Origin of the sequence: Oculatella sp. FACHB-28 (genome assembly GCF_014696015.1) — a bacterium.
Taxonomy (GTDB): domain Bacteria; phylum Cyanobacteriota; class Cyanobacteriia; order Elainellales; family Elainellaceae; genus JAAUTN01.
In genome coordinates this window covers 52,321-71,100 of record NZ_JACJPJ010000108.1, presented here as the reverse complement: position 1 = coordinate 71,100, position 18,780 = coordinate 52,321, and the positions used below count along the sequence as shown (strand labels likewise).

The 18,780-nt window shown below is 43.7% G+C and carries 22 protein-coding genes; 6 read left to right on the top strand and 16 right to left on the bottom strand.

Translation table 11 applies throughout. The features are described 5' to 3' along the window. The first annotated feature begins 355 nt into the window (after positions 1 to 355). The gene (locus H6F88_RS33735) at positions 356 to 2,140 is read left to right on the top strand and encodes an N-acetylmuramoyl-L-alanine amidase (RefSeq protein ID WP_190646843.1); all 1,785 of its coding nucleotides are present in this window, start codon (positions 356 to 358) and stop codon (positions 2,138 to 2,140) included. 85 nt (positions 2,141 to 2,225) lie between these two features. Here the strand turns inward: H6F88_RS33735 and H6F88_RS31845 are convergent, their stop codons facing one another. The 5 genes from H6F88_RS31845 to H6F88_RS31825 all read right to left on the bottom strand — a co-directional run bounded on the left by H6F88_RS31845 (position 2,226) and on the right by H6F88_RS31825 (position 6,346). Then, a complete protein-coding gene (locus tag H6F88_RS31845) occupies positions 2,226 to 3,506 on the bottom strand; it encodes a glycoside hydrolase family 10 protein (protein ID WP_190646842.1) in 1,281 nt (426 codons plus the stop codon). 135 nt (positions 3,507 to 3,641) lie between these two features. Further along, positions 3,642 to 4,253 carry a glutathione S-transferase family protein gene (locus tag H6F88_RS31840; protein WP_190646841.1) on the bottom strand — a complete coding sequence of 204 codons (612 nt, stop codon included), beginning with the start codon at positions 4,251 to 4,253 and terminating at the stop codon, positions 3,642 to 3,644. An 8-nt stretch (positions 4,254 to 4,261) separates the two neighbouring features. Then, positions 4,262 to 4,636: an urease subunit beta gene (locus H6F88_RS31835; RefSeq protein WP_190646840.1), complete on the bottom strand. Its 375-nt coding sequence runs from the start codon at positions 4,634 to 4,636 to the stop codon at positions 4,262 to 4,264. An 85-nt stretch (positions 4,637 to 4,721) separates the two neighbouring features. Continuing rightward, a complete protein-coding gene (ureA, locus tag H6F88_RS31830) occupies positions 4,722 to 5,024 on the bottom strand; it encodes an urease subunit gamma (protein ID WP_190646839.1) in 303 nt (100 codons plus the stop codon). Then, complete coding sequence (locus H6F88_RS31825) at positions 5,015 to 6,346, bottom strand: Na+/H+ antiporter NhaC family protein (protein ID WP_190646838.1); 1,332 nt, start codon at positions 6,344 to 6,346, stop codon at positions 5,015 to 5,017. Before H6F88_RS31825 ends, ureA begins: the two co-directional genes overlap by 10 nt. 157 nt (positions 6,347 to 6,503) lie before the next feature. Here H6F88_RS31825 and H6F88_RS31820 point away from each other — a divergent pair, with 157 nt between their 5' ends. From H6F88_RS31820 to H6F88_RS31800, 5 genes are all read left to right on the top strand, one after another. Beyond that, positions 6,504 to 7,394: a LysR family transcriptional regulator gene (locus H6F88_RS31820; protein ID WP_190646837.1), complete on the top strand. Its 891-nt coding sequence runs from the start codon at positions 6,504 to 6,506 to the stop codon at positions 7,392 to 7,394. 695 nt (positions 7,395 to 8,089) lie between these two features. Further along, complete coding sequence (locus tag H6F88_RS31815) at positions 8,090 to 8,293, top strand: hypothetical protein (protein ID WP_190646836.1); 204 nt, start codon at positions 8,090 to 8,092, stop codon at positions 8,291 to 8,293. Between the two features lie 6 nt (positions 8,294 to 8,299). After that, on the top strand, positions 8,300 to 8,461 hold the full coding sequence (locus H6F88_RS31810; protein ID WP_190646835.1) for a hypothetical protein: 162 nt from the start codon (positions 8,300 to 8,302) through the stop codon (positions 8,459 to 8,461). Between the two features lie 582 nt (positions 8,462 to 9,043). Next, positions 9,044 to 9,811 (top strand): DnaJ domain-containing protein, encoded by a 768-nt coding sequence (locus H6F88_RS31805; protein WP_190646834.1) that lies wholly within the window; start codon positions 9,044 to 9,046, stop codon positions 9,809 to 9,811. A gap of 181 nt (positions 9,812 to 9,992) precedes the next feature. Further along, a complete protein-coding gene (locus H6F88_RS31800; protein WP_190646833.1) occupies positions 9,993 to 10,982 on the top strand; it encodes a BRO family protein in 990 nt (329 codons plus the stop codon). Between the two features lie 62 nt (positions 10,983 to 11,044). Here H6F88_RS31800 and H6F88_RS31795 read toward each other — a convergent pair whose 3' ends face one another. The 11 genes from H6F88_RS31795 to H6F88_RS31745 form a co-directional block, all read right to left on the bottom strand. Next, positions 11,045 to 11,440, bottom strand: coding sequence for a hypothetical protein (locus H6F88_RS31795; protein WP_190646832.1), 396 nt, complete (start codon positions 11,438 to 11,440; stop codon positions 11,045 to 11,047). A 60-nt stretch (positions 11,441 to 11,500) separates the two neighbouring features. Then, complete coding sequence (locus H6F88_RS31790) at positions 11,501 to 12,151, bottom strand: hypothetical protein (RefSeq protein WP_190646831.1); 651 nt, start codon at positions 12,149 to 12,151, stop codon at positions 11,501 to 11,503. A gap of 70 nt (positions 12,152 to 12,221) precedes the next feature. Then, positions 12,222 to 12,455: a hypothetical protein gene (locus H6F88_RS31785; RefSeq protein WP_190646830.1), complete on the bottom strand. Its 234-nt coding sequence runs from the start codon at positions 12,453 to 12,455 to the stop codon at positions 12,222 to 12,224. 2 nt (positions 12,456 to 12,457) lie between these two features. Next, positions 12,458 to 12,910: a hypothetical protein gene (locus tag H6F88_RS31780; protein WP_190646829.1), complete on the bottom strand. Its 453-nt coding sequence runs from the start codon at positions 12,908 to 12,910 to the stop codon at positions 12,458 to 12,460. A gap of 47 nt (positions 12,911 to 12,957) precedes the next feature. After that, the gene (locus tag H6F88_RS31775) at positions 12,958 to 14,103 is read right to left on the bottom strand and encodes a tail fiber protein (RefSeq protein WP_190646828.1); all 1,146 of its coding nucleotides are present in this window, start codon (positions 14,101 to 14,103) and stop codon (positions 12,958 to 12,960) included. Between the two features lie 18 nt (positions 14,104 to 14,121). Next, positions 14,122 to 14,874, bottom strand: a complete 753-nt coding sequence (locus tag H6F88_RS31770) for a hypothetical protein (protein ID WP_190646827.1) — start codon at positions 14,872 to 14,874, stop codon at positions 14,122 to 14,124. Positions 14,875 to 14,880: 6 nt separating this feature from the next. Further along, on the bottom strand, positions 14,881 to 15,927 hold the full coding sequence (locus H6F88_RS31765; protein ID WP_190646826.1) for a tail fiber protein: 1,047 nt from the start codon (positions 15,925 to 15,927) through the stop codon (positions 14,881 to 14,883). 8 nt (positions 15,928 to 15,935) lie between these two features. After that, positions 15,936 to 16,562: a phage tail protein gene (locus H6F88_RS31760; protein ID WP_190646825.1), complete on the bottom strand. Its 627-nt coding sequence runs from the start codon at positions 16,560 to 16,562 to the stop codon at positions 15,936 to 15,938. Between the two features lie 11 nt (positions 16,563 to 16,573). Next, complete coding sequence (locus tag H6F88_RS31755) at positions 16,574 to 17,770, bottom strand: baseplate J/gp47 family protein (protein WP_190646824.1); 1,197 nt, start codon at positions 17,768 to 17,770, stop codon at positions 16,574 to 16,576. An 8-nt stretch (positions 17,771 to 17,778) separates the two neighbouring features. Further along, entirely contained in the window at positions 17,779 to 18,129 is a 351-nt protein-coding gene (locus H6F88_RS31750) for a GPW/gp25 family protein (protein ID WP_190646823.1), read from the bottom strand. Between the two features lie 4 nt (positions 18,130 to 18,133). Continuing rightward, complete coding sequence (locus tag H6F88_RS31745; protein WP_206756480.1) at positions 18,134 to 18,733, bottom strand: hypothetical protein; 600 nt, start codon at positions 18,731 to 18,733, stop codon at positions 18,134 to 18,136. Between the last annotated feature and the right edge of the window lie 47 nt (positions 18,734 to 18,780).

Here is an 18,780-nt window from a genome sequence, read left to right as displayed (position 1 = left end):
ATTAATTAGGATAGATGTTGGCGATGGCTGACTCCTAAAAATTTTATCCGAGTAAGACGAAATCGCGGTTGCTAAGTGCCGCTCTACGTGTCAGGTTTCTAACTGTACTACTGTGCTGGCGTTGAGTGAGAAGAAAGGACGCGCACAAGATAACTCAGATAAGGCTACAAGTTAGCCGCTGACTGCAATTTTATTCCTCCGGATAAAACTGAAAGCGTAGTTCACTTGATCATCTATAACTTTTACTTCCCACTAGCGTAGTTTTCTGCACGACGATAGAAGCGGAACTGGAGGATTGACGCACATCACTTCCTCGATTCCTTGCCCAACCTCGCTTCAGAACGGGAAGCTCGATATGAATTCTGCTCTCTATCGTGTGATGGCGGCTACGGCTGCTGTAGGATCTTTGGCTGCTCATGAGCCTGCTTCAGCAAGCTCAAGTCAACCCGAAACATCATCTCCTCGGGCTAACGCAATTGCTCCTCAGCAGACGAATGCGGCGATCGCCCCTATTCCTATGGCGATCGCCCCTGATAGTCCAACGGTTGACTTTAGCAACAGTAAATCTGTTGTAACTGCGTCTGCTGTAACTGCGTCCCCAACCTCAAATGTAGCAACGCCTCAAGCTCAACTGCCGCCCTTACCTACCGTTCCGTCGGCTCCAGTTATCTCGCCTCCATCAACCCAAGCACCAGCAGTTCAGCTACCCACCGTTGGCGTATCACCTGCGTCACAGTCCTTGCCGCGTGTGCCTTCCCCTGCATCACCCGTTTCCTCCCCTGCCCCGACTCAAACGGCGGCTCAAATGGGACAGTATCGGGTGATTGTGCCTGCAAGTACGGCTGAAGTGCAGCAACGGGTAAGAACGGCTATACCTGACTCATTTCGTACAACGGTGAATGGACAAATGGTGATGCAGGTCGGGCTATTTCAAGATCAAAGTCCGGCTGAGGAACTGAAGCGCTCACTTGAACGGCAAAATTTGCAGGCTTCTATTGTTTCAGTTGGGGGAACAGTTGCTCCTTCCCAACCCTCCCAGCCCGCTCAACCTGTTTTCCCATCTCAGCCCCAACCTTCTCAATCTGCTGCTGGATCACTGTATCGGGTAATTGTGCCTGCCAGCACAGCTGCGATGCAGCAACGAGTGAGAGCGATCGCCCCCGATGCCTTCCGTACCACATTTAATGGTCAAACGGTAATGCAGGCTGGGCTATTTCAAGATCAAGGCACCGCAGAAGCTTTAAAGCGTTCCTTTGATCAGCAGAACTTACGAGCTTCTATAATCGTTACGCCTGGAACAGCTGTGCCCCCTTCACAACCCTCTCCACCCAGGGCAATGGTGTATCGAGTCATTGTGCCTGCGAGCACAACTGTAGTGCAGCAACGAGTGAGGGCGATTGCCCCCGATGCCTTCCGCACCACATTGAATGGACAAACGGTAATGCAGGCTGGGCTATTTCGAGATCAAGCTACCGCTGCAACCTTACAGCAGTCTTTTAACCGCCAGAACCTCCAGGCTTCGATTGTCCCGATTGCAGAAACGAGTGTGCGTCCATCACAGGTTCCATCTCCCAGCAACCCATCCGCTGAGGTGCCCAAAGACCGGATTGTCGTGATGATCGATCCCGGTCACGGTGGGGCAGATCCAGGCGCGATTGGTATTGGTGGGCTTAGAGAAGAAGATATTGTCCTCTCAATTTCCCAACAGGTGGCAAGTCTGCTGGAGCAAGAAGGCATTCAAGCGATTTTGACTCGCTCCGATGACCGAGGTTTGGAACTTTCGACACGCGTGCAACTCGCGCAAAGAGCTAATGCAAACTATTTTGTGAGTATTCATGCCAATTCGCTAAATATGAGCCGCCCTGATGTAAACGGGGTAGAAACGTTCTATTACAACAGCGGTCGGGAATTGGCTCAGTCAATTCAAAACAGCATTATGCAAAATGTGGATATGAATAATCGTGGAGTTAAGCAAGCAAATTTCTATGTGCTGCGAAACACGTCTATGCCAGCCGCCCTGGTTGAAGTTGGATTTGTCACTGGGCGAGAGGATGCAGCTAAATTAAACAATGCAGGCTTCCGCACCACAATGGCAGGGGCGATCGCTCGTGGCATTGTTCAGAATGTGCGATCGCGCTAGTGCTGTAGCAATTCCAAGAATTCTAGATATAAAAAGGCACCCCGCTTAGCGGGGTGCCTTTTTATGTTTGAGAGTCGCCAATTTCCTACCGAGCCGCTGCACGCTCGGCTGGATTATAAAATAGCGCTTGAAATGCAGACTGTCGCTCTGCGGGTGGCTCTGCGGCAGAATCCCAAAGGCTTTCATAGAAGAAGAAAGCAACCCCCAGTCCGCGACTTCGAGCAGCCCTCACCTTAGACTGAATCAGTTGCATGGGGACTGGCGCATTTCTCAAACCCGTTAAAACGCCTGCGGCAGTTGGAATTCTTTGCTGAGCTTCACGGATTTCGGGGCGAGAAATCTGTTGGGTAAAACTTTGCAGGTCAGGGCGATAAATCTGCACAATCAGTTCATCTACAATGTCTTGTCGCACCCAGGTTAACCAATCTTGCAGATAGCTACCGTAAGCAACATCGTAGGGGTTTGGCGAAACTGAAAAAATTGCATTGGGTTTGCGCTGCTTTACTGCCTGATTGAGTCGTGTCATGAATGCGGTGATTTTGTCAGCCCGCCAGCGTACCCATTCTGGATCACGAGGATTAGCAGGGACATCCCGGTTAGTCTCCTGCCGGTACAAGTTCATTGTGTAGCGATCGTAGCCGAACTCCACGGGCAGACTGGTGTGATCGTCAAACTGAATGCCCTCTACGTCATATTGTGTGACCGTTTCCAGGACCAACTCAGTAATAAACTGCTGCACTTGAGGATGAAAGGGATTCAGCCACATCACCTCACCCGCTGCGCTGATAGAAGTTTGGCTCCCATCTCGCTTTTGCGTCAGCCAAGCCGGATGGTTGGTTGCTAATTCTGAGTAAAGCGGAGTCATAAACCCAAACTCAAACCAGGGAATCACCAGCAAATCTCGCTGATGGGCTTTGGTAATCAAGTCGGCGAGTGGGTCTTGACCTTCTAATCCTCTACGCACAAAGGGTTGAATTTCATGGCGCTGTGCGACTGCGCTGGGGTACAGCACATAGCCAGAGTTCCACACGACGGGGTAGACCGTGTTGAAGTTGAGCCGCGCCAGTTGGGTTACTGCATCTTCTAGCTTGGCGCTGTCGATCATGACATCGTTGTCGTTGCTGGTGATCCACACGCCGCGAATTTCTTGAAAAGTTTGCGGAGCGATCGCAGGGGGCAGGACTCTAGTAGAGGACACTTCGGAAGACAGCACGTTCGCAAACAGTGCGCCAGAGAAGAGTACGGTGGCGATCGCCCCTAAAGCAGCAAGAGCCACGTATTTGAGCGATCGCCTCACCGTCGTAGTAATTTGCCTTTGTCCAAGTCTCCGCTTTGCCCAGCCCCTAAATGTAAAATGCAATTTCATAGATATCAAACGAAAAGACAGCTACCCAAACTCGCAGTCGTAAAAAAAGTTTACAGCCAGACGGTCACAGGTATTAGTCTTTACGGAAGATTTGATGATCTAGCAGGACAGCAGGGCTAAATAGTATCCATAGAATTAATGCTTGCCAGAACTTGTAATTGGGATGTGCTGAGGTTGAGCTTGAACTCGCTCAATCCAGGACTGGATGCCTGGAAATTTTTCTAAGCTAAAGCCGCCTTCTTCTGCAACGTGGGTGTAGGCAAACAGAGCAATATCTGCAATGGTGTAGCGATCGCCCACCAAAAAAGGATGGTCTTTCAACCGTTTTTCCATCACACCCAGAGCTGCGTAACCTGGTGCCTGCTTTTGAGCCAGAGCTTCCCGATATTCCTCAGCTTTGCCGCTATGCAGCCAAAAGCGCGAAGTGGCAATGTAGGGTTCGTGGCTGTATTGCTCAAAAAATAGCCATTCTGTGACTCGTGCCCGTTCCAGCCGATCTGCTGGCAAAAAAGGGGTGCCTTCGCTGAGGTAAAGCAAGATTGCATTCGATTCTGAGAGAAACACGCCTGGTTCAAGTTCTAGAACGGGGATGCGTCCGTTCGGGTTTTTCTGCAAAAACTCCGGCGTTCGGGTTTCTCCTTTGAGAATGTCTAACTCGATGTATTCAAAGGAAATTCCCAACTGAGTTAAAAGCAAACGCACCTTGTAACCATTGCCCGAAAACAAATAATCGTAAAGTCGGTACATGGCTACGCTCACTTTTTCTTCTTTTTGCCGTCGCCTTTTTTCTTGCCTTTGCTCTCTTTTGGCTCGGCAGTCTCTGTATCCAAAGCGCCATTAATTTTGGCATTGAGTCCATACACTTGACGGCTACCGGCTAGCGCAACCAGCGTCACTTCTCGCTCATCCCCCGGCTCAAAGCGAACAGCAGTGCCCGCCGGGATATTCAGCCGCATTCCTCGTGCCTGCTCTCGCTCAAAGCTCAACGCCTCGTTGACTTCAAAAAAGTGATAGTGAGAACCTACTTGAATCGGGCGATCGCCCGTACTTGCCACTTGCAGCGTTACCGTTTCACGACCTGCATTGAGTTCAATTTCACCCGGCTCTACCAATAACTCTCCCGGAGTCATACTCCTCCCACCCCACTAAGATTGTTGATTGCTGCTAATCTTCGGCGATCGCTCGTCTTCTGTCTATCGATTTAGCTCACTTTTGCTATCGAATTGGGTCATGCACGGTGACGAGCTTGGTGCCATCTGGGAAAGTTGCTTCCACCTGCACCTCATGAACCATCTCAGCGATGCCGTCCATTACGTCTTCACGGGTTAACAGCGTCGTGCCATAGGTCATCAGTTCTGCAACAGTGCGCCCCTCTCTGGCTCCCTCCAAAATTGCGGCTGAAATGTAGGCGATCGCTTCGGGATAATTTAGCTTGAGTCCTTTTTCCTTGCGCCGTTCTGCTAAAAGAGAGGCTGTAAAAATCAACAATTTATCCTTTTCCTGGGGAGTCAGTTGCATAGTTTTAGCTTAGGGGGTTGGCTCAGCCTGATTTGAATCAGATTTAACAGCGGAATCAGGTACAGATAAAAAGCATACGGGATAAACCCCAGATCAGTCATCAGAATTGTCGCAGGAACCAGCCCAGCAATGTTCCAGGGAATCAGAGGCGAAATTACGACCACCGTGTTTTCCAGGTCTAACGCCAATTTATAGTTGCCTTTTGTAGTTTCTTTATACTTTTGCTCGACAAGCTCTTGAGTCAGTAAAATGGCGATCGTTTGAGTGCAGCCAAAGGCCGCTGAACCCACCCCCACCAAAAGCGTACTCAAGAAGCAATTACTGCGGGATTTGAACCGTTCTAGAAACACTTGGATTGCGTCTAAGGTCCGAGTTCCGGCAAAAATGCCAACAAAAGCAGTAGAAATAATCACGACAATAGAAACTTTGACCATTGAAATCACGCCACCACCTAGCAAAATAGAGTTTAGCGGCGTGTCTTCTGTGAGATGAAATCCTAAAACCGTAAATTTTAGAATTTGTAAAAAGGAATAGTGTTGCCAGAAGAAGGAAAGGGCGATCGCCACCAAAATGCTCATCAGCATCGACAGCCTCACCTCAATTTGTAAAATCGAGAAAATTAAAATCACCGCGGCAGGAAGCAGCGTGATTAAATCAACATTAAATAATCGGCTGATTTCTGCTGTAAAAGTTTGGTCTGCTAGCTGAACTGGATTAAATAACGATAAAACTCCATATAAGCCCGCAGAAATAACCAGCGGCAGCATCGCTGTTTTCCACATACTTTGAATATTGGTATAAAGCCGAGTTTTGGTAATCACTGCGATGAGATTTGCACTGGAGGACATCGGAGAACATCTATCTCCAAAGTAGGCTCCAGCAATAATCGACCCAGCAATCATGTGAGGATTGACCCCACTGCTGTTCGCCATGATCATCAGCGCAATTCCGATCGTGCTGACTGTGCCAAATGACGTGCCTAGCAGCAAAGAAACAATACTGCTGAGAATAAAACTAACCAGAATAAAATACTGGGGGCTAATTAACTGAATCCCATAGTAAACAATCGCTGGAACCGTTCCCGCTGCCATCCAAACGGCTGTTACGGCACCAATCAACAGCAGAATACTAATTACTGAAAACGATTTTTTACTGCCTGCAAAACCCATTTTCAGCAAAGTATCAAACGTAAAACCTCGACGCAACAGCGCAAGCGTAAATATTGCCAGGGACGATAATAGCGGATAGGCAACAAAATAGCCCTTTACAGCACTAAAAAGCAGAAACCCAAATGACAGTGCTAACGCAAACAGTAAATCCATTTCACAAAAATTGTTTCGTCCCACAATTTGACCATAAGATTTGCTAATACAAAAATCAAAGTAGAGTATAGATGGGTTCTATCGATGGCTTCGATAGAATTTTACTGGAATCCTTCAAATAATAGGATTCTCTCCCTTCGTTGCGGGTGACTCTAAGTTGAAAATTTCTCAGCTACAGGCTTTTGTTGCAGTTGCCGACCAGGGAAACTTTAGCTCGGCTGCCTTGGAGTTGAATCTGTCGCAGTCTACTGTGAGCCATGCGATCGCCACCATGGAAACTGACTTGGGCATCATCCTGTTCCTGAGAGGACGGCACGGCGCAACCCTGACTCCTGAAGGTGAGCAAATGATCCAGGAAGCACGCCACATCCTCCAGTTGATTGAGTCAATTCACAAAAAAGCAAGTTCGGCTAGAGGATTACAGTCTGGACAAGTGCGAGTTGCCTCAGTCCGCAGCATCACAACTCATGTTTTACCCAAAATTATTCGCCAGTTTCGCAACAAATTTCCGACCATCAACGTGGTCATCTCCGAATTCGACATTTACATTGAAGTGGAGCAAGCAGTCCGCGAAGGGCAAGTGGATGTAGGCTTCACGTCTCTACCCGTCACTCCTGGCTTTGAAGTTTGGGAGCTGTTTCAGGATGAATTTGTCGCCTTGCTACCACCTGGAACAATCCAACCCGAAACAACCCTCACTTGGGAACAGTTAGCCAGCTATCCGATGATTCTCAACCTGCGTAGCCCTCGACATAATCAGTCCGTGCATGACCACTTCTCGCAGTTTGGTCAAACGCTCAAGATTGATTACGAAGTGCGAGAAGACTCAACCATTCTTGGCATGGTGCAACAGGGATTAGGCGCAACAGTCATGGCTCGACTGGTCGCAGAGCCAATTCCCGAAGGAGTACAAATCAAAAGCCTGCCCGCCCCATTGAAGCGCACGATTGGCGTGATCATTTCATCCGATATCCTGCTACCCCGCACAGTATTCGCGTTTCTCGACGTGCTGAAGGAAGTGTGGCAAGAGAATACAAAACTCGCTTAAACCGTTATAAGCAAAAACGCTTGTCAACTTGGCGCTATTTGCTCAACCGTAAAACTAGCTGCCTCTTCTTGGCAAAGTGCAAATTCAGGTAGTATAATCAAAAGCCTGTGCAAAAAGCGCAGTATGGGGCTATAGCTCAGCTGGTAGAGCACTGCAATGGCATAAAGAGTCTTTCCCAAAATATTCAATTTATTCTAGTACATCAATAATCTCTCTAACCTTTGCAGGGAATGGGTTTCAAGGATTTTCACGTTTTCCTCCCCACCCAGGTTAGTTCACAAATTATCCTTCTAACCATCCAAATTTCTATTTTTGACTAGTAAGTGACTAGTAAGTGACTAGTAAGTGACTAGTAAGTGACTCTTCAAATAGTGAAGCAGCAGTCGCATCTGATTTGCTGAAAATTGCTATCCATATTTTTACTAAGGAAAGAAGGTAGGTACTCCCCCCCCCTACCCCCTCCTCCAATCTTTTTATCCAGCGCATCAAGTAGTTTGAATTACTGTATTAATGAGAATCGTTATCAAAGTCATAACGAGGAATCAATACTTTCAGTGCCTATAAATCACACGTCTAGTCCCACTTCACTTAATAAGATGGCTTAAATAGCTGCCCACCTTTCCCTTGAAAAATATGATCTAATGATCATAGAAGGTGAGAGATAAGCCTTCCACAAACAAAACAAAGGAATAAAAATGAAGTTTATCGATACCCTAAACAGCTTCTTCAATCCATTTGCAGAGACCGAGGAAGACAGAGAAAGCGATCGCAGCATCAACCAACTATTTAAAGAACTAGAGCAGTCCATCTCTCAAAGAGAATACGAGCAGAGCATTGATACAGTAGTCGATGTACAAGCAACCACCGTTCAACCCAAACAAATCCAAGCAGGAGAATAACTAACGATGAAAACCATCACACCTAGACAAGCCAGCAAGATAGTAAGCCTACTAGAGCAAGCGATCGCACAAAGAGAAGTGGCAGAAGGCGCGACTTATATTAATCAACAACAAGCTGAAGTTATTAAATACCAAGTACTAGACATCTACTCAGACATCTACAAATAAAACTATAAGTAAGATTACTCAAAGGGCTCCTGAATGAAGGGGCTCTTTTTTGTTGGTTGAATAGATTAGATTACCTTATCAATTCTTTATGCGATCGCACTACAACTAGCTAATGTCAGGATTTACCTACAATTTCCTTTGACTTCAAATGTAATGACAAAATGATGTCAAAGGAAGCATTTCAGGCACCTTTACCAAGCCATTTCAGAGTCGCTTACCCTTATAGGTCAACCATTTACGCTGTTTGATTAGATCATTTCAGGCTGATTTACTCTGATGTCATAGACCATTTCCTTCTGAAACCATCTTGACACCAGCTATGACATCAGAGCCCTTCAGAAGGCTAAATCAACTAATTTAGTACAGTTGCTCATCAGTCTACTTAATCAGCCCACTTACGGAGCTACCTAATATAGCTTGCTATTTATTGAACTATGCCTTAATATAGTAAAGCTTCACTTAGAAGCTTATGCTTGACTTTATATCTAACTGTTCACTTATTGCCCCGTCTAGTTTGATTCAATTGAATCAATGAGGCACTAGTCCTCAGACAACTAACCCATATTTTTACCTATATAGATAATGAAAAACAAAACTGAATACGCCCAGCTCAAGCTACGTGACTTGAAAGTTCTTGCTGCTGAGAAAGGAGTCCAGCCTACTGGCGATCGTAGAAAGAAGGATACTTGGCTTCTAGCTTTGTTCGCGTATGACAGTGCTGAAGCTGAACCTTATACTCCTACTGTCGCAGAAGAACGTGAACATCTAGAACGCTGCTATGGATCGCCTGAGCTACCAGAAGAATCCATAGAATGGCTCAGCAAGGTAGACGTATTTGACCACACCCGTCAGGATCTACTAGATATCTTAGTTAGTACCCTACTGGACTACGATAGTAACCCTAGAAACGTTCGCTACATCTCTGCTTATTCAAACATTCTCTATTACGATTCACACTCTATCTACTTAGCTAAGGACTATAGAGAGATCTTCAAGTGCGACTATCACCCCATCCTTAGAAAATATCTAGATGAGCTCATTCGTGAACGTCTTGAGATTGAAGAAGAGTTAGTAGAAAAGAGAAAGAGAGAAGAGCAGCAGCAACAGGAATATAGCCAGAGAACCTATAACTCATTCTTTAACTTTTTCGCCCCTACCAAGTTACTACCTGATCATCTAGCAGTATTAGAACTAGAACTAGGCGCATCTGTAGATGATATTAAGAAGGCTTACAAGAGGCTCTCCAAGATTCATCATCCTGATATGCCAACAGGTAATGCTGAGGCGTTCGTGAAGCTTAAGGAAGCCTATGATTGGGCACTAGAAGTAGTGACAGCAACACTTTTCTAAAATATTCAATCTACTGATTCAGTTAACTTAAATTCAATCATAGAACTCTTTACTACTGAGTTAAAGGGTTCTTTTTAGTGCTTAATAGCTGCACACTATACACATTACTTTCCTGCTTTAATAATAATTAAGAAGGCAACAAAGCCCCTTTCAACTATTATTTAAAACAATAAACAAGACAATGACTATTATTCAAAAACTATTCCAAAATCACACCATCAGATTCATCGAGCAAGATGGTGAGATGTTAGTGAGTGCTAACGATGTTATTAGAGCTTTAGGTTATCCCGAAGGTAGTCTCAGTAGAGCTTGGACTGAACTTAAACAGAACAATGAAAAGCTTCTGGGAACTATTCGATCTATTCGAGTACTTGCTAAAGACGACAAAATGAGAAATGCAGCCTTCTTAGATAGCAAGCAACTTATAGTTGTATTAATGAAATCTAACAAGCCAGCTGCTATTCCTTTTCAGATCTGGGCAATAGATGTTCTACACAAGGAACTGTCAAAACAAATCGAGCAGACGAATGAACAGGCTCCTACCTATATAACCGAAGAAGCCATCCAAAATCAACTCAACTTCCTCTCTGGATTCTTTGAGAACAAACTAGTATTTGAACGTGCTGAGCTTGATCCATTCGCTGGAACTAGAAAAGATGGTCAATCGAAGATCCGTAGATACGATATTACTGAGAAGCTACCCAAGCTCTTCCGCATATACGAACTAAAGAAAGGCCCCATCACTGAGTCTGAGATCAGCTCCACTCTTAACTCAAAGGCTTACGCTGAGATTGCTGCTACCCACTATCCCTCTCGCGTATTAGAAATCATCTTCGTTGGTACTTCTCTCGATGATTCAGGCAGAAGATGTTTAGAGAGAAGTGGAGCCCAAGACAGATACCAACAGTTCACAGTAGAAGGAATTACTTACAGAGCTAAAGTAAGATTCATCTCTGTCCAAGACTTAGCAGAGAAATGGTTGAAGAAAGCTTACTTAGTTAGACCAGCTAGCGATCGCTGGTTTATTACAGCCAGTGTGCTGTCTAAGTTAGATATCCTAATCGATAGCCATACTAAAGCTCTGTACGAAGGTCAGTATCCAACCTTTAAGATGCTATCAGGTTCAAATGTGGTTCCCCTTACTAAGTCAATTAAAAAGAAAGCTGCATAAGCGATCGCATAATCAATAAAAAAGACTCAGCTAGTTAAAAAATTAGCTGAGTCTTTTAGTTTTTAAGCAGTCCAGATCAAAGTATCCTCATCGTCATCTTCAAAAGTCCAAGGAGCAGCGTCAGAGAGCCACTCACCAAACCTCATCTTCTCACCTTTACCCCATCTACTAGTGTCTGCAATTACCTCGATAACCTGATTTAGATTGATAAAGTCTTCAGTAGTGCCGTCAGTATATACATACTGACATTCTATTTTTCCTAGTTCATCTTTCAACTTGTTATAGGTTCTCTTCCACGCAGAATGGACATCCTTATAATCGAGTAGATGCATTAGGTCTAAAGCATTACAATATTCACTCTCTTCGCTTAGGAAGAAATGAATGGACTTCCAAACACCAGGAGATACTTGGTAATGTTCTAGATAGTCCCCCGCCAGGTAGAAAGTTGTTGGTTTCATAGATATTTAGATGATAAAAAAGAGGGCCGATATAACCCTCTGTGAACTTCTTATAATTGTTTAAGCTGCAGCTTGTTCTTGTTCTTTAGCCCTTGCTGCTCTTTCTTTGTGAGGCACTTGAAGCAGCACTAACTTTCCATCTCTGTATTCGTACTTCCAGCAGTCCATAAAGAATAGAAGGTAGACTTTCTTCTGCTTATAGCTTTGGTCCCATTGACTTTTCTTACAAGGTCTATTGTCTAGTTCAGCAAGGGGATTAAGTTCCCCATTCTCAAACATTTTATAGAGGTAGATTGCCCCGTCACTAAACTTCTGAACAACGAATAAAGGAGCATCTAACTTCTTACACTTATCTTTAACGGCATCGATTAACATTGAGTGGAAGAATTTGCTAGATGAAGATCTAACTTTAGATTCAATATAGAGTTTTACATTACCTTCTTGATCTACTACTTTAGCGTCCCAAGGGCTGTATTTATCTGTAGGAAAGATGACTTGGCAATTAGGATTTACTTTGGCTACTAAGTCTTTTATAAGCTTATCGTTCTCATTATCTGTTTTGAATCCACAGTGGTGAATTACATTAGAAGGTGCTGGCTTATCTTCTTTAACTTTTTCCCTTTCAGGGCAGTAATGCTCTAGTAGTTCCTCAAAGGTTTTAGCTCTGAAGATAAAAGGAATTACGTTGGAATCAATTTGTTTAACGGACATAGTTTTAATACTTTTTAATTAACTATGCCTGTAGTAAAGCAGGAGCAATATATGTAATAGTGGGCGTTAATTAACGATCATTTTTATTAGGTCCGGGGATACCTTTAGGTGTATAAACATCACCAGCAGATACTCTCCCAACTACCCCAAGAGTGGCCACTACAAGCACTTGAGCTATCTCTAATCCTTCTACTAAATCTACCTCTCCATCTTTTAGTGCTTCTTGAATAGAAGGGATAGTAGCTTGCATAAGCAGCAGAATAATGCTCCAGAAAGTGGAGCTAAGGAAGATAGATTTACGCATAACTACTTATTACAATTAACGATTGTTTGCTTTACGTCTTTAATTTCAGCTTCGATTCGGTTTAGCTTCTCTATAACTAGAACTGAGTGCAAACTAGTATCTGTATAGTGCTTGTCTGCTTTGTCAGTCATCTCATCTACTGTTTCATTAGTAGATTTGATTTGATCGCCAGCATCTTCTAGGAAGTTCACTTGAGCTTCTACATACTTAGTCAATAGAGGAGTTATGTTCCTGGTTAATCTTTGGAATAGTAACGCTAGACCAATTCCTGTAACTATTAGAGTAATGAGTACTGCTAGGGGGGAAGTAATAACAGAATCACGAGCGACTACATAGATGTCTCTCTGGGCATTGGTAGAGATGCTTTGTATTGGAATGGGAGCTTCTTGCGACCTCTGCACAGCAGCAGGATGGGTATTTTGAGGGGGAGTTGATTGAGGAGAGGGTTGGGTCATAGGAAATAGAAAAGGCTCCCGTGTAGAGAGCCTGAAAAGAGAGCCTTTTAAGTTTTAACTAGCCAATGGAGTGCGATGAAGGGCATCATATTGTTATGTGCTCCTCCACCCCCATTAGCTATTACACTGATGTTTGCATTAGCAGAATCTATAGTTACACCTGATCTAGAACCAGCTACCCTTACATTAGCTGTAGCAGCTTCAAGGGTAATACCTGTCTTAGAGATATCTGTAAGACGGGTACCATTGGGTTCTCTAGATACAGGTACGTCATCGCTGTTATCTATTTCAGACCCTAAGAATCTGTCGATATAAGCGTGTCTATGTCCTGGATCATTCAAAGGGTGAGTATGGGGAGTCTCACTTACAGTATGGTTATGAACAGGATCGTTAACTCTATGGGTATGGGATGTTTGGTTAATACCGTGAGAGTGCGAAGGAATCTGACTCAAGTTGAGAGTAACCACATCCTCTCCTCCTGTAGCTCCTAAAGGGTAGTTATTAATGACACCAGGAGCCTGTCCTGCACCAATAACTGTTCTAGCTCTAAGATCGGGTAAAACAAAGTTATCTCCACTTCCACCAAATTGATAGCCAATGATATTGAATAGAGCTGGGTAAGTCGTTTTACTTACTGTAGATCCATCACATCTCAACCAACCTGCTTCAGTTGTACTTCTAAGACTAGGTTTGAAGTCTCCTGTCTGGAATGAAGAAGCTTGAGGAGGTAGATAAACAGGCTTAATCTCCTCTACCCTTTGATGTCTCAAGTCATCTAACTGAGTGATTACCCCACTACTAGCTGCAGCAAATCCTAAAGGAATGCATTCAGCAGGTAGAACGGTTGAGACTGAAACTTCAGCATTATTACCAACTTGAGTTACAAAAACAAACTGAGAAGTGCCATCGGGGATATTAACACTACCAGCGTTAAGAGCTACTACGCTACCATTCCTTAGTCTTACAGGTGCTCCTGTGTAGTTAAGAGTAGTTCCAGTTCCAGTAGATAATTGGATGCGATCGTAGAAGCCATAGAAGTTAGCTTTAATCTGGTCAGCCCCATCATCCAGCCAATCATCTATGACTTTCGCACCGTGACCAAATTCATCTGATCCATCTAAGATAGGATTTCCACTAGCGTTTGCTAGATTAGGGTCCCAGATGTTTCCATTTACTAATGTTGGACGTGCCATATTATTATATTTTTTCTATTAAACGTCTTTATAGGTGAGTGCTACAGAGCCAGTAAAAATACCAGTTCCAACTCCAGGAGTAATCCTTACAAACAGGGACATAGTTGAGGCTGACCTTACAATGTCGTAGGTCTGGGTTCTCTTGAGTTTGCCTCCAGCAGTTGATTGGCTACTACCAGCAGGAGTTAAGACTTCTTCGTTACCTAAGCTGTTAGTGATGCCTGCTGAGAATGTCCAATTTGAATAGCCAGCTACTCCAAAGATATGCAAGCTCTTAATCTGAACTTGTTTGTTGAAGTGCAGTGGAATGTATACAGTCTTCTGAGTTGTTTCTGCGCTAGCTACTAGTGTTAATAGATAATCAGATTTAACTTTAGTCAGTAGATCAGGGTCATCTGTAATGGCTTTAGCTACTCTGATCGCTCCAGTGTCTAGAGTGTCGTAGGTGATGCCTGTAGGTACTAGAGAATTAAACTGTACTGTTCCTACATTAGGTACTACAGCATCAAACTCTAGGAAAGGTTCAGTCTCTAGAGTAGCTGCAGCTGAATATATAAATACTCTAAAGTGATAGGTAACAGCATTAGTCTCTGATTCCTGTAAAGTAAAGTTGATTACCCCACCTGTAGCCTCAAAGGTTAATTCTTTAGTTGCGAATATAGTGTCTGGAGTAGTAGAATCATCTAGCATTCTCTCAGCTAGCTTTACATAAATTCGAGCACCAAGAGATAGCCCTGAAGCATCCTTCAGGGTTCCAACAATATTAGTCATAGTTGATTAAAGAGCTCTTATATAGAAGTTGATTGCTAGGTAAGGTTGCATATTGTTATGAGCCTGGCCACCACCTGTATTAGTGGTTGTAACGGTGTGGTTATGAGCCCCAGCTTCATCGTTTGCAATAGTACTGCTACCGTTAAGGGTTCCGTTATTGAAGTCACCTCTAGAGCTACCCGTTCCTAAAGTGTTTGAAGTTCTATAGTTATAGGTGTGAGAGTGAACTCCAGCTGTGTTAGTAGATCCTGTGTGACTGTGAGCAGGCATCTCAGCAGTAGTCAAAGTATGAGTCTCAGAACCACCAGTGGCTCCTAACCCATAAGATCCACCACCACCAATAGGAACTCTTCCCACTAGGTTAGGTAGTCCAAAGGTGTTGATACCGTCCCCTGCTCCGTAGATAGTTCCTATAATTGCAAATAGCGCTGAGTAAGTAGTACGACTAACTTCAGAGCCATTGCAGAGTAAGTAATTACTAGCGGTGAATTCTCCTGCATAGGATCTAATAGAGCCAATAGGGAACACAGCATCAACTACCGCATTAACGAAGGTAGAGATAACACCAGGCACACTAGCTAAAGCAGTTAGAGCTGTAATGTCATTATTAGATCCACTAACAGCGGCACCTAAGTTTGTTCTAGCAGCGGCTGCAGTAGTAGCATTAGTACCACCTCTGTTTACTGGAATGATTTCTGTAGAGACTAAATCAATTAGATCGTCTACTTCATTCTTCAGATAAACTACTGGATCATCGTCAGTAGAGTTAGTTTTTACTGTACCAGTAGCAGTAGCAGTAGCTGGGTTTAGACCTAATGCGCTTAATTCATCCTGAACCCAACCTGTAGAAGGAACTCTATTGGAATCATCTCCAGCAGCAGGAGCAACAACTGTAGTATTTCCTATTAGCTGAGAGTTGTTTGCAAAGCTAGTTCTTAGGGTTTCGATTGATATTTTTCTAGATTGATCATCTATTGATGCTGGAAGTACAGCTGCATTTGGAGCAGTAATAAGAGGCTCCAGCTCTGATATTTTTACTAATTCGATGTCCATTTTATAAATTATTGAATAGCTTTTAAATCTTCTGTAGCTAGGGCCTGACCTGTTTCTGTACCTATCACCTTGGTTACAAGGAATCTTTCTTCTTCAAATAGGATTCGACTATCACACCAGATAGGTCCAAACAAACTGTTAATTTTCTCAGTTAGAACTTCTTGAGGTTGATTCTTGTAATAGTCAGGAAGATAGATTGTGTAGTCCCAAGGGATAAGTCCTATCTCATCTCCTATCTCTGAAATACCAATCCTAAAGCTGCCAGTAACCTCAATCTGGTGTTCTACCTCTAGCGCGGTAAGTATGAAGTCAAGGACTCTCTCAGATCCTTTATCAGGCCATATCAAGGTGTATGAACTAGCTAGTAACTGCCTCTTTGAATCAACAGGCCAATCCTTATCCCATACTTCATCTGTCCATCCAAGTATTGGAGCAAGGAAGTCTAGATACTCTACGTCACAGGCTAAGGGATTGAGTTGTCTAGGTAAGTCATCGTACTTAGCCTTTACATCTACTAGTAGTTGGTCCCAGAATGCAGTTAACCAATCAGCTATAGGATTGTCTTGATAAGCTTGAGGCAACCTACTAAAAATGGGTCGTTGATCAACGACCCAAGCAACATAAGGAGTTGTCATTGTTATTTCTCCTACGGTACTGGATTAAAGTTGCTGGGCTCAGCTTCACCCCTTACCAGCTCAAAGGTTAGTCCCGTATCTGTAACTAGATTCATCAAGAGACTATAAGCAACTGGAACAGTCCATTGATTGGGCATAGGAATATCAAGCAACTCATCATTGAGTCTCACTTGATTAATGTAGTCCACTCCTCCAGTTAGTCTGAGATTGTAGATGACTTCACTGCGGATCACAGAGGAGCCAACAGGAAACTTAGCTGGTGATAGATAGTCTTGGAATGCTGCCCATAGTTCATCGGCTACTACGTCTGGGTCTTCACCAGGATTGAGTTTAGCTGTTACCTCCCCACTAATCTCCTTAAGCTCCATAGGGCTAACATAGAGAGCTGTACCAAGCATTAGCCTCTGAGATATCTCTGAAGATACCTGAGTTAGCTGAGCTGTATTAGCAGGCTGTCCATTGGAATTGAGTAGGAATAGATGGATAGCACCAGGCTCTTTAGTTACTCTGTTAGCAGCTAGTAGTCCAATAGCCTTTGCAACAGAACCTTCTCCTAGTATTGCTTTAGCTCTTTTCTCGAAATCAGCTGCTGATACTGGATTACGTAAGCTAAGTCGTTCAATTGCTCGTGCGATGAAAGCTTCTTCTGATTCAGCGGTCAAACCTCCTTCGGCAGGAGATGGATTGATGACACTGGCTAGGAAGTTGAGAGGCTGGGTAAATTCCTTGATCGTAAAACGAGGTACGTTGTATTCAGGGCCTTCTTCTGCAGCTACCACATCTACTGTGATAGAAGCCGTTCTAGGAGGTATCTGGATGATTGATTCAGTGAAGAAGCTATAGGTTTTAGTTCTTACTGTAGCCTTGACTTCAAAGTTAGCTGGAATGGTAAAGGGTTGTTCTCTAATAGCGGTAAGGGAGAATGTTACTGAGGCTCTAGACTTCTTACCTAAGCTTCTAGTCTCTCCTGTGTTCTTTAGGAATTCAACTACCAGTGCTTGTAAATTTTTATTCGCGTAATAGAGGAATTCAGCACCAGACCAGGCCTGACCTTGAATTAAAGCTCCAGGGATACTACCATCCGAGAAGTCATTTAGTTTACCTTCACTCTTGTTGAAGACTACGATCTCAGCATCTCTAGCTAGTTGGGTCTCCGATCTTGGATCTAATACTGGAGTGGTTAGTGATAATGTTAAATCTTCGTCCATATAATTATTTATTGGTTGAATACAACCGTGATAGGCTGTTGAGCGATTGAGTTGTATTGCCAGTAGATATCTATCTGCAACTCACCTAAATCAGTTAGAGAACCTTCTACCCTGAAGCTAGCTTGAGGAATGTATTGGGTTAACCTACGATTAATATCAGCAGCTAGACTATTAACTTCTTGAGCAGAGGAGAAGAGAAAGTCAGGAGTACCATAATCCTTTCTCATTACTCGTTCTAAGGGCTCTGTTTCTAAGAATTGAATGATATGTCCTGCTATCAATTCTTCATCTGAAGCTATTACTAAGCCACCCCTTTCGTCTATTTCAAGGGGATACTTTATACCTGTTATATCTGCCATTTAATTACCAGCCTCTAGTTGTATTAGTGTCACCTCTAGTATCTACAGAGCCGATCGTAAGGATTTGCTTCCCATTGATGCTCACGCTAGAAGCATTATTGAAGGCTACTGTAGGAGCATCTATCGCTAACTCAGAAGCTTTAATAGTTATCCTTCCTGCTACGTCTATAAATATTTCTACACCTGAATCACAGGTGACTTTAGCAGTTTCTCCAAAGTGAACTGTTAGATTCTTTGGAACTCTAAGGGATAAATCTTCAATAGGATTTAGTTTGTTGTGGGGAGGATTTGTATCATTGTTGAGAGATAGATACCAACCCTTTAGTTCATCTCCTCCTATAAACAAACAAAGTACTGTTTGTCCTACCGTTGGAAGTGGAGGATCAATAAAAGGAAATGGATTAATACGTCTCAACCAGTCGCTTGAAAGATCAGGCTTAGCAGGATCGCTAACTTGAATTCTTCTGCGATCGGTGGGATCTACGTTATTGGTAACTACAGCTAGAACAGGGTAAGGTACTCTTCCTATTTGGTCTAGAGCTATCTGAGATGCCTTTTGACTTGTGTGTAAGACTTTAAATATTTCATTCAATGGGCTATTCATATTTTTGAATATACAAAAAAGTAGGAGAGGTGAAAATTACCCCTCCT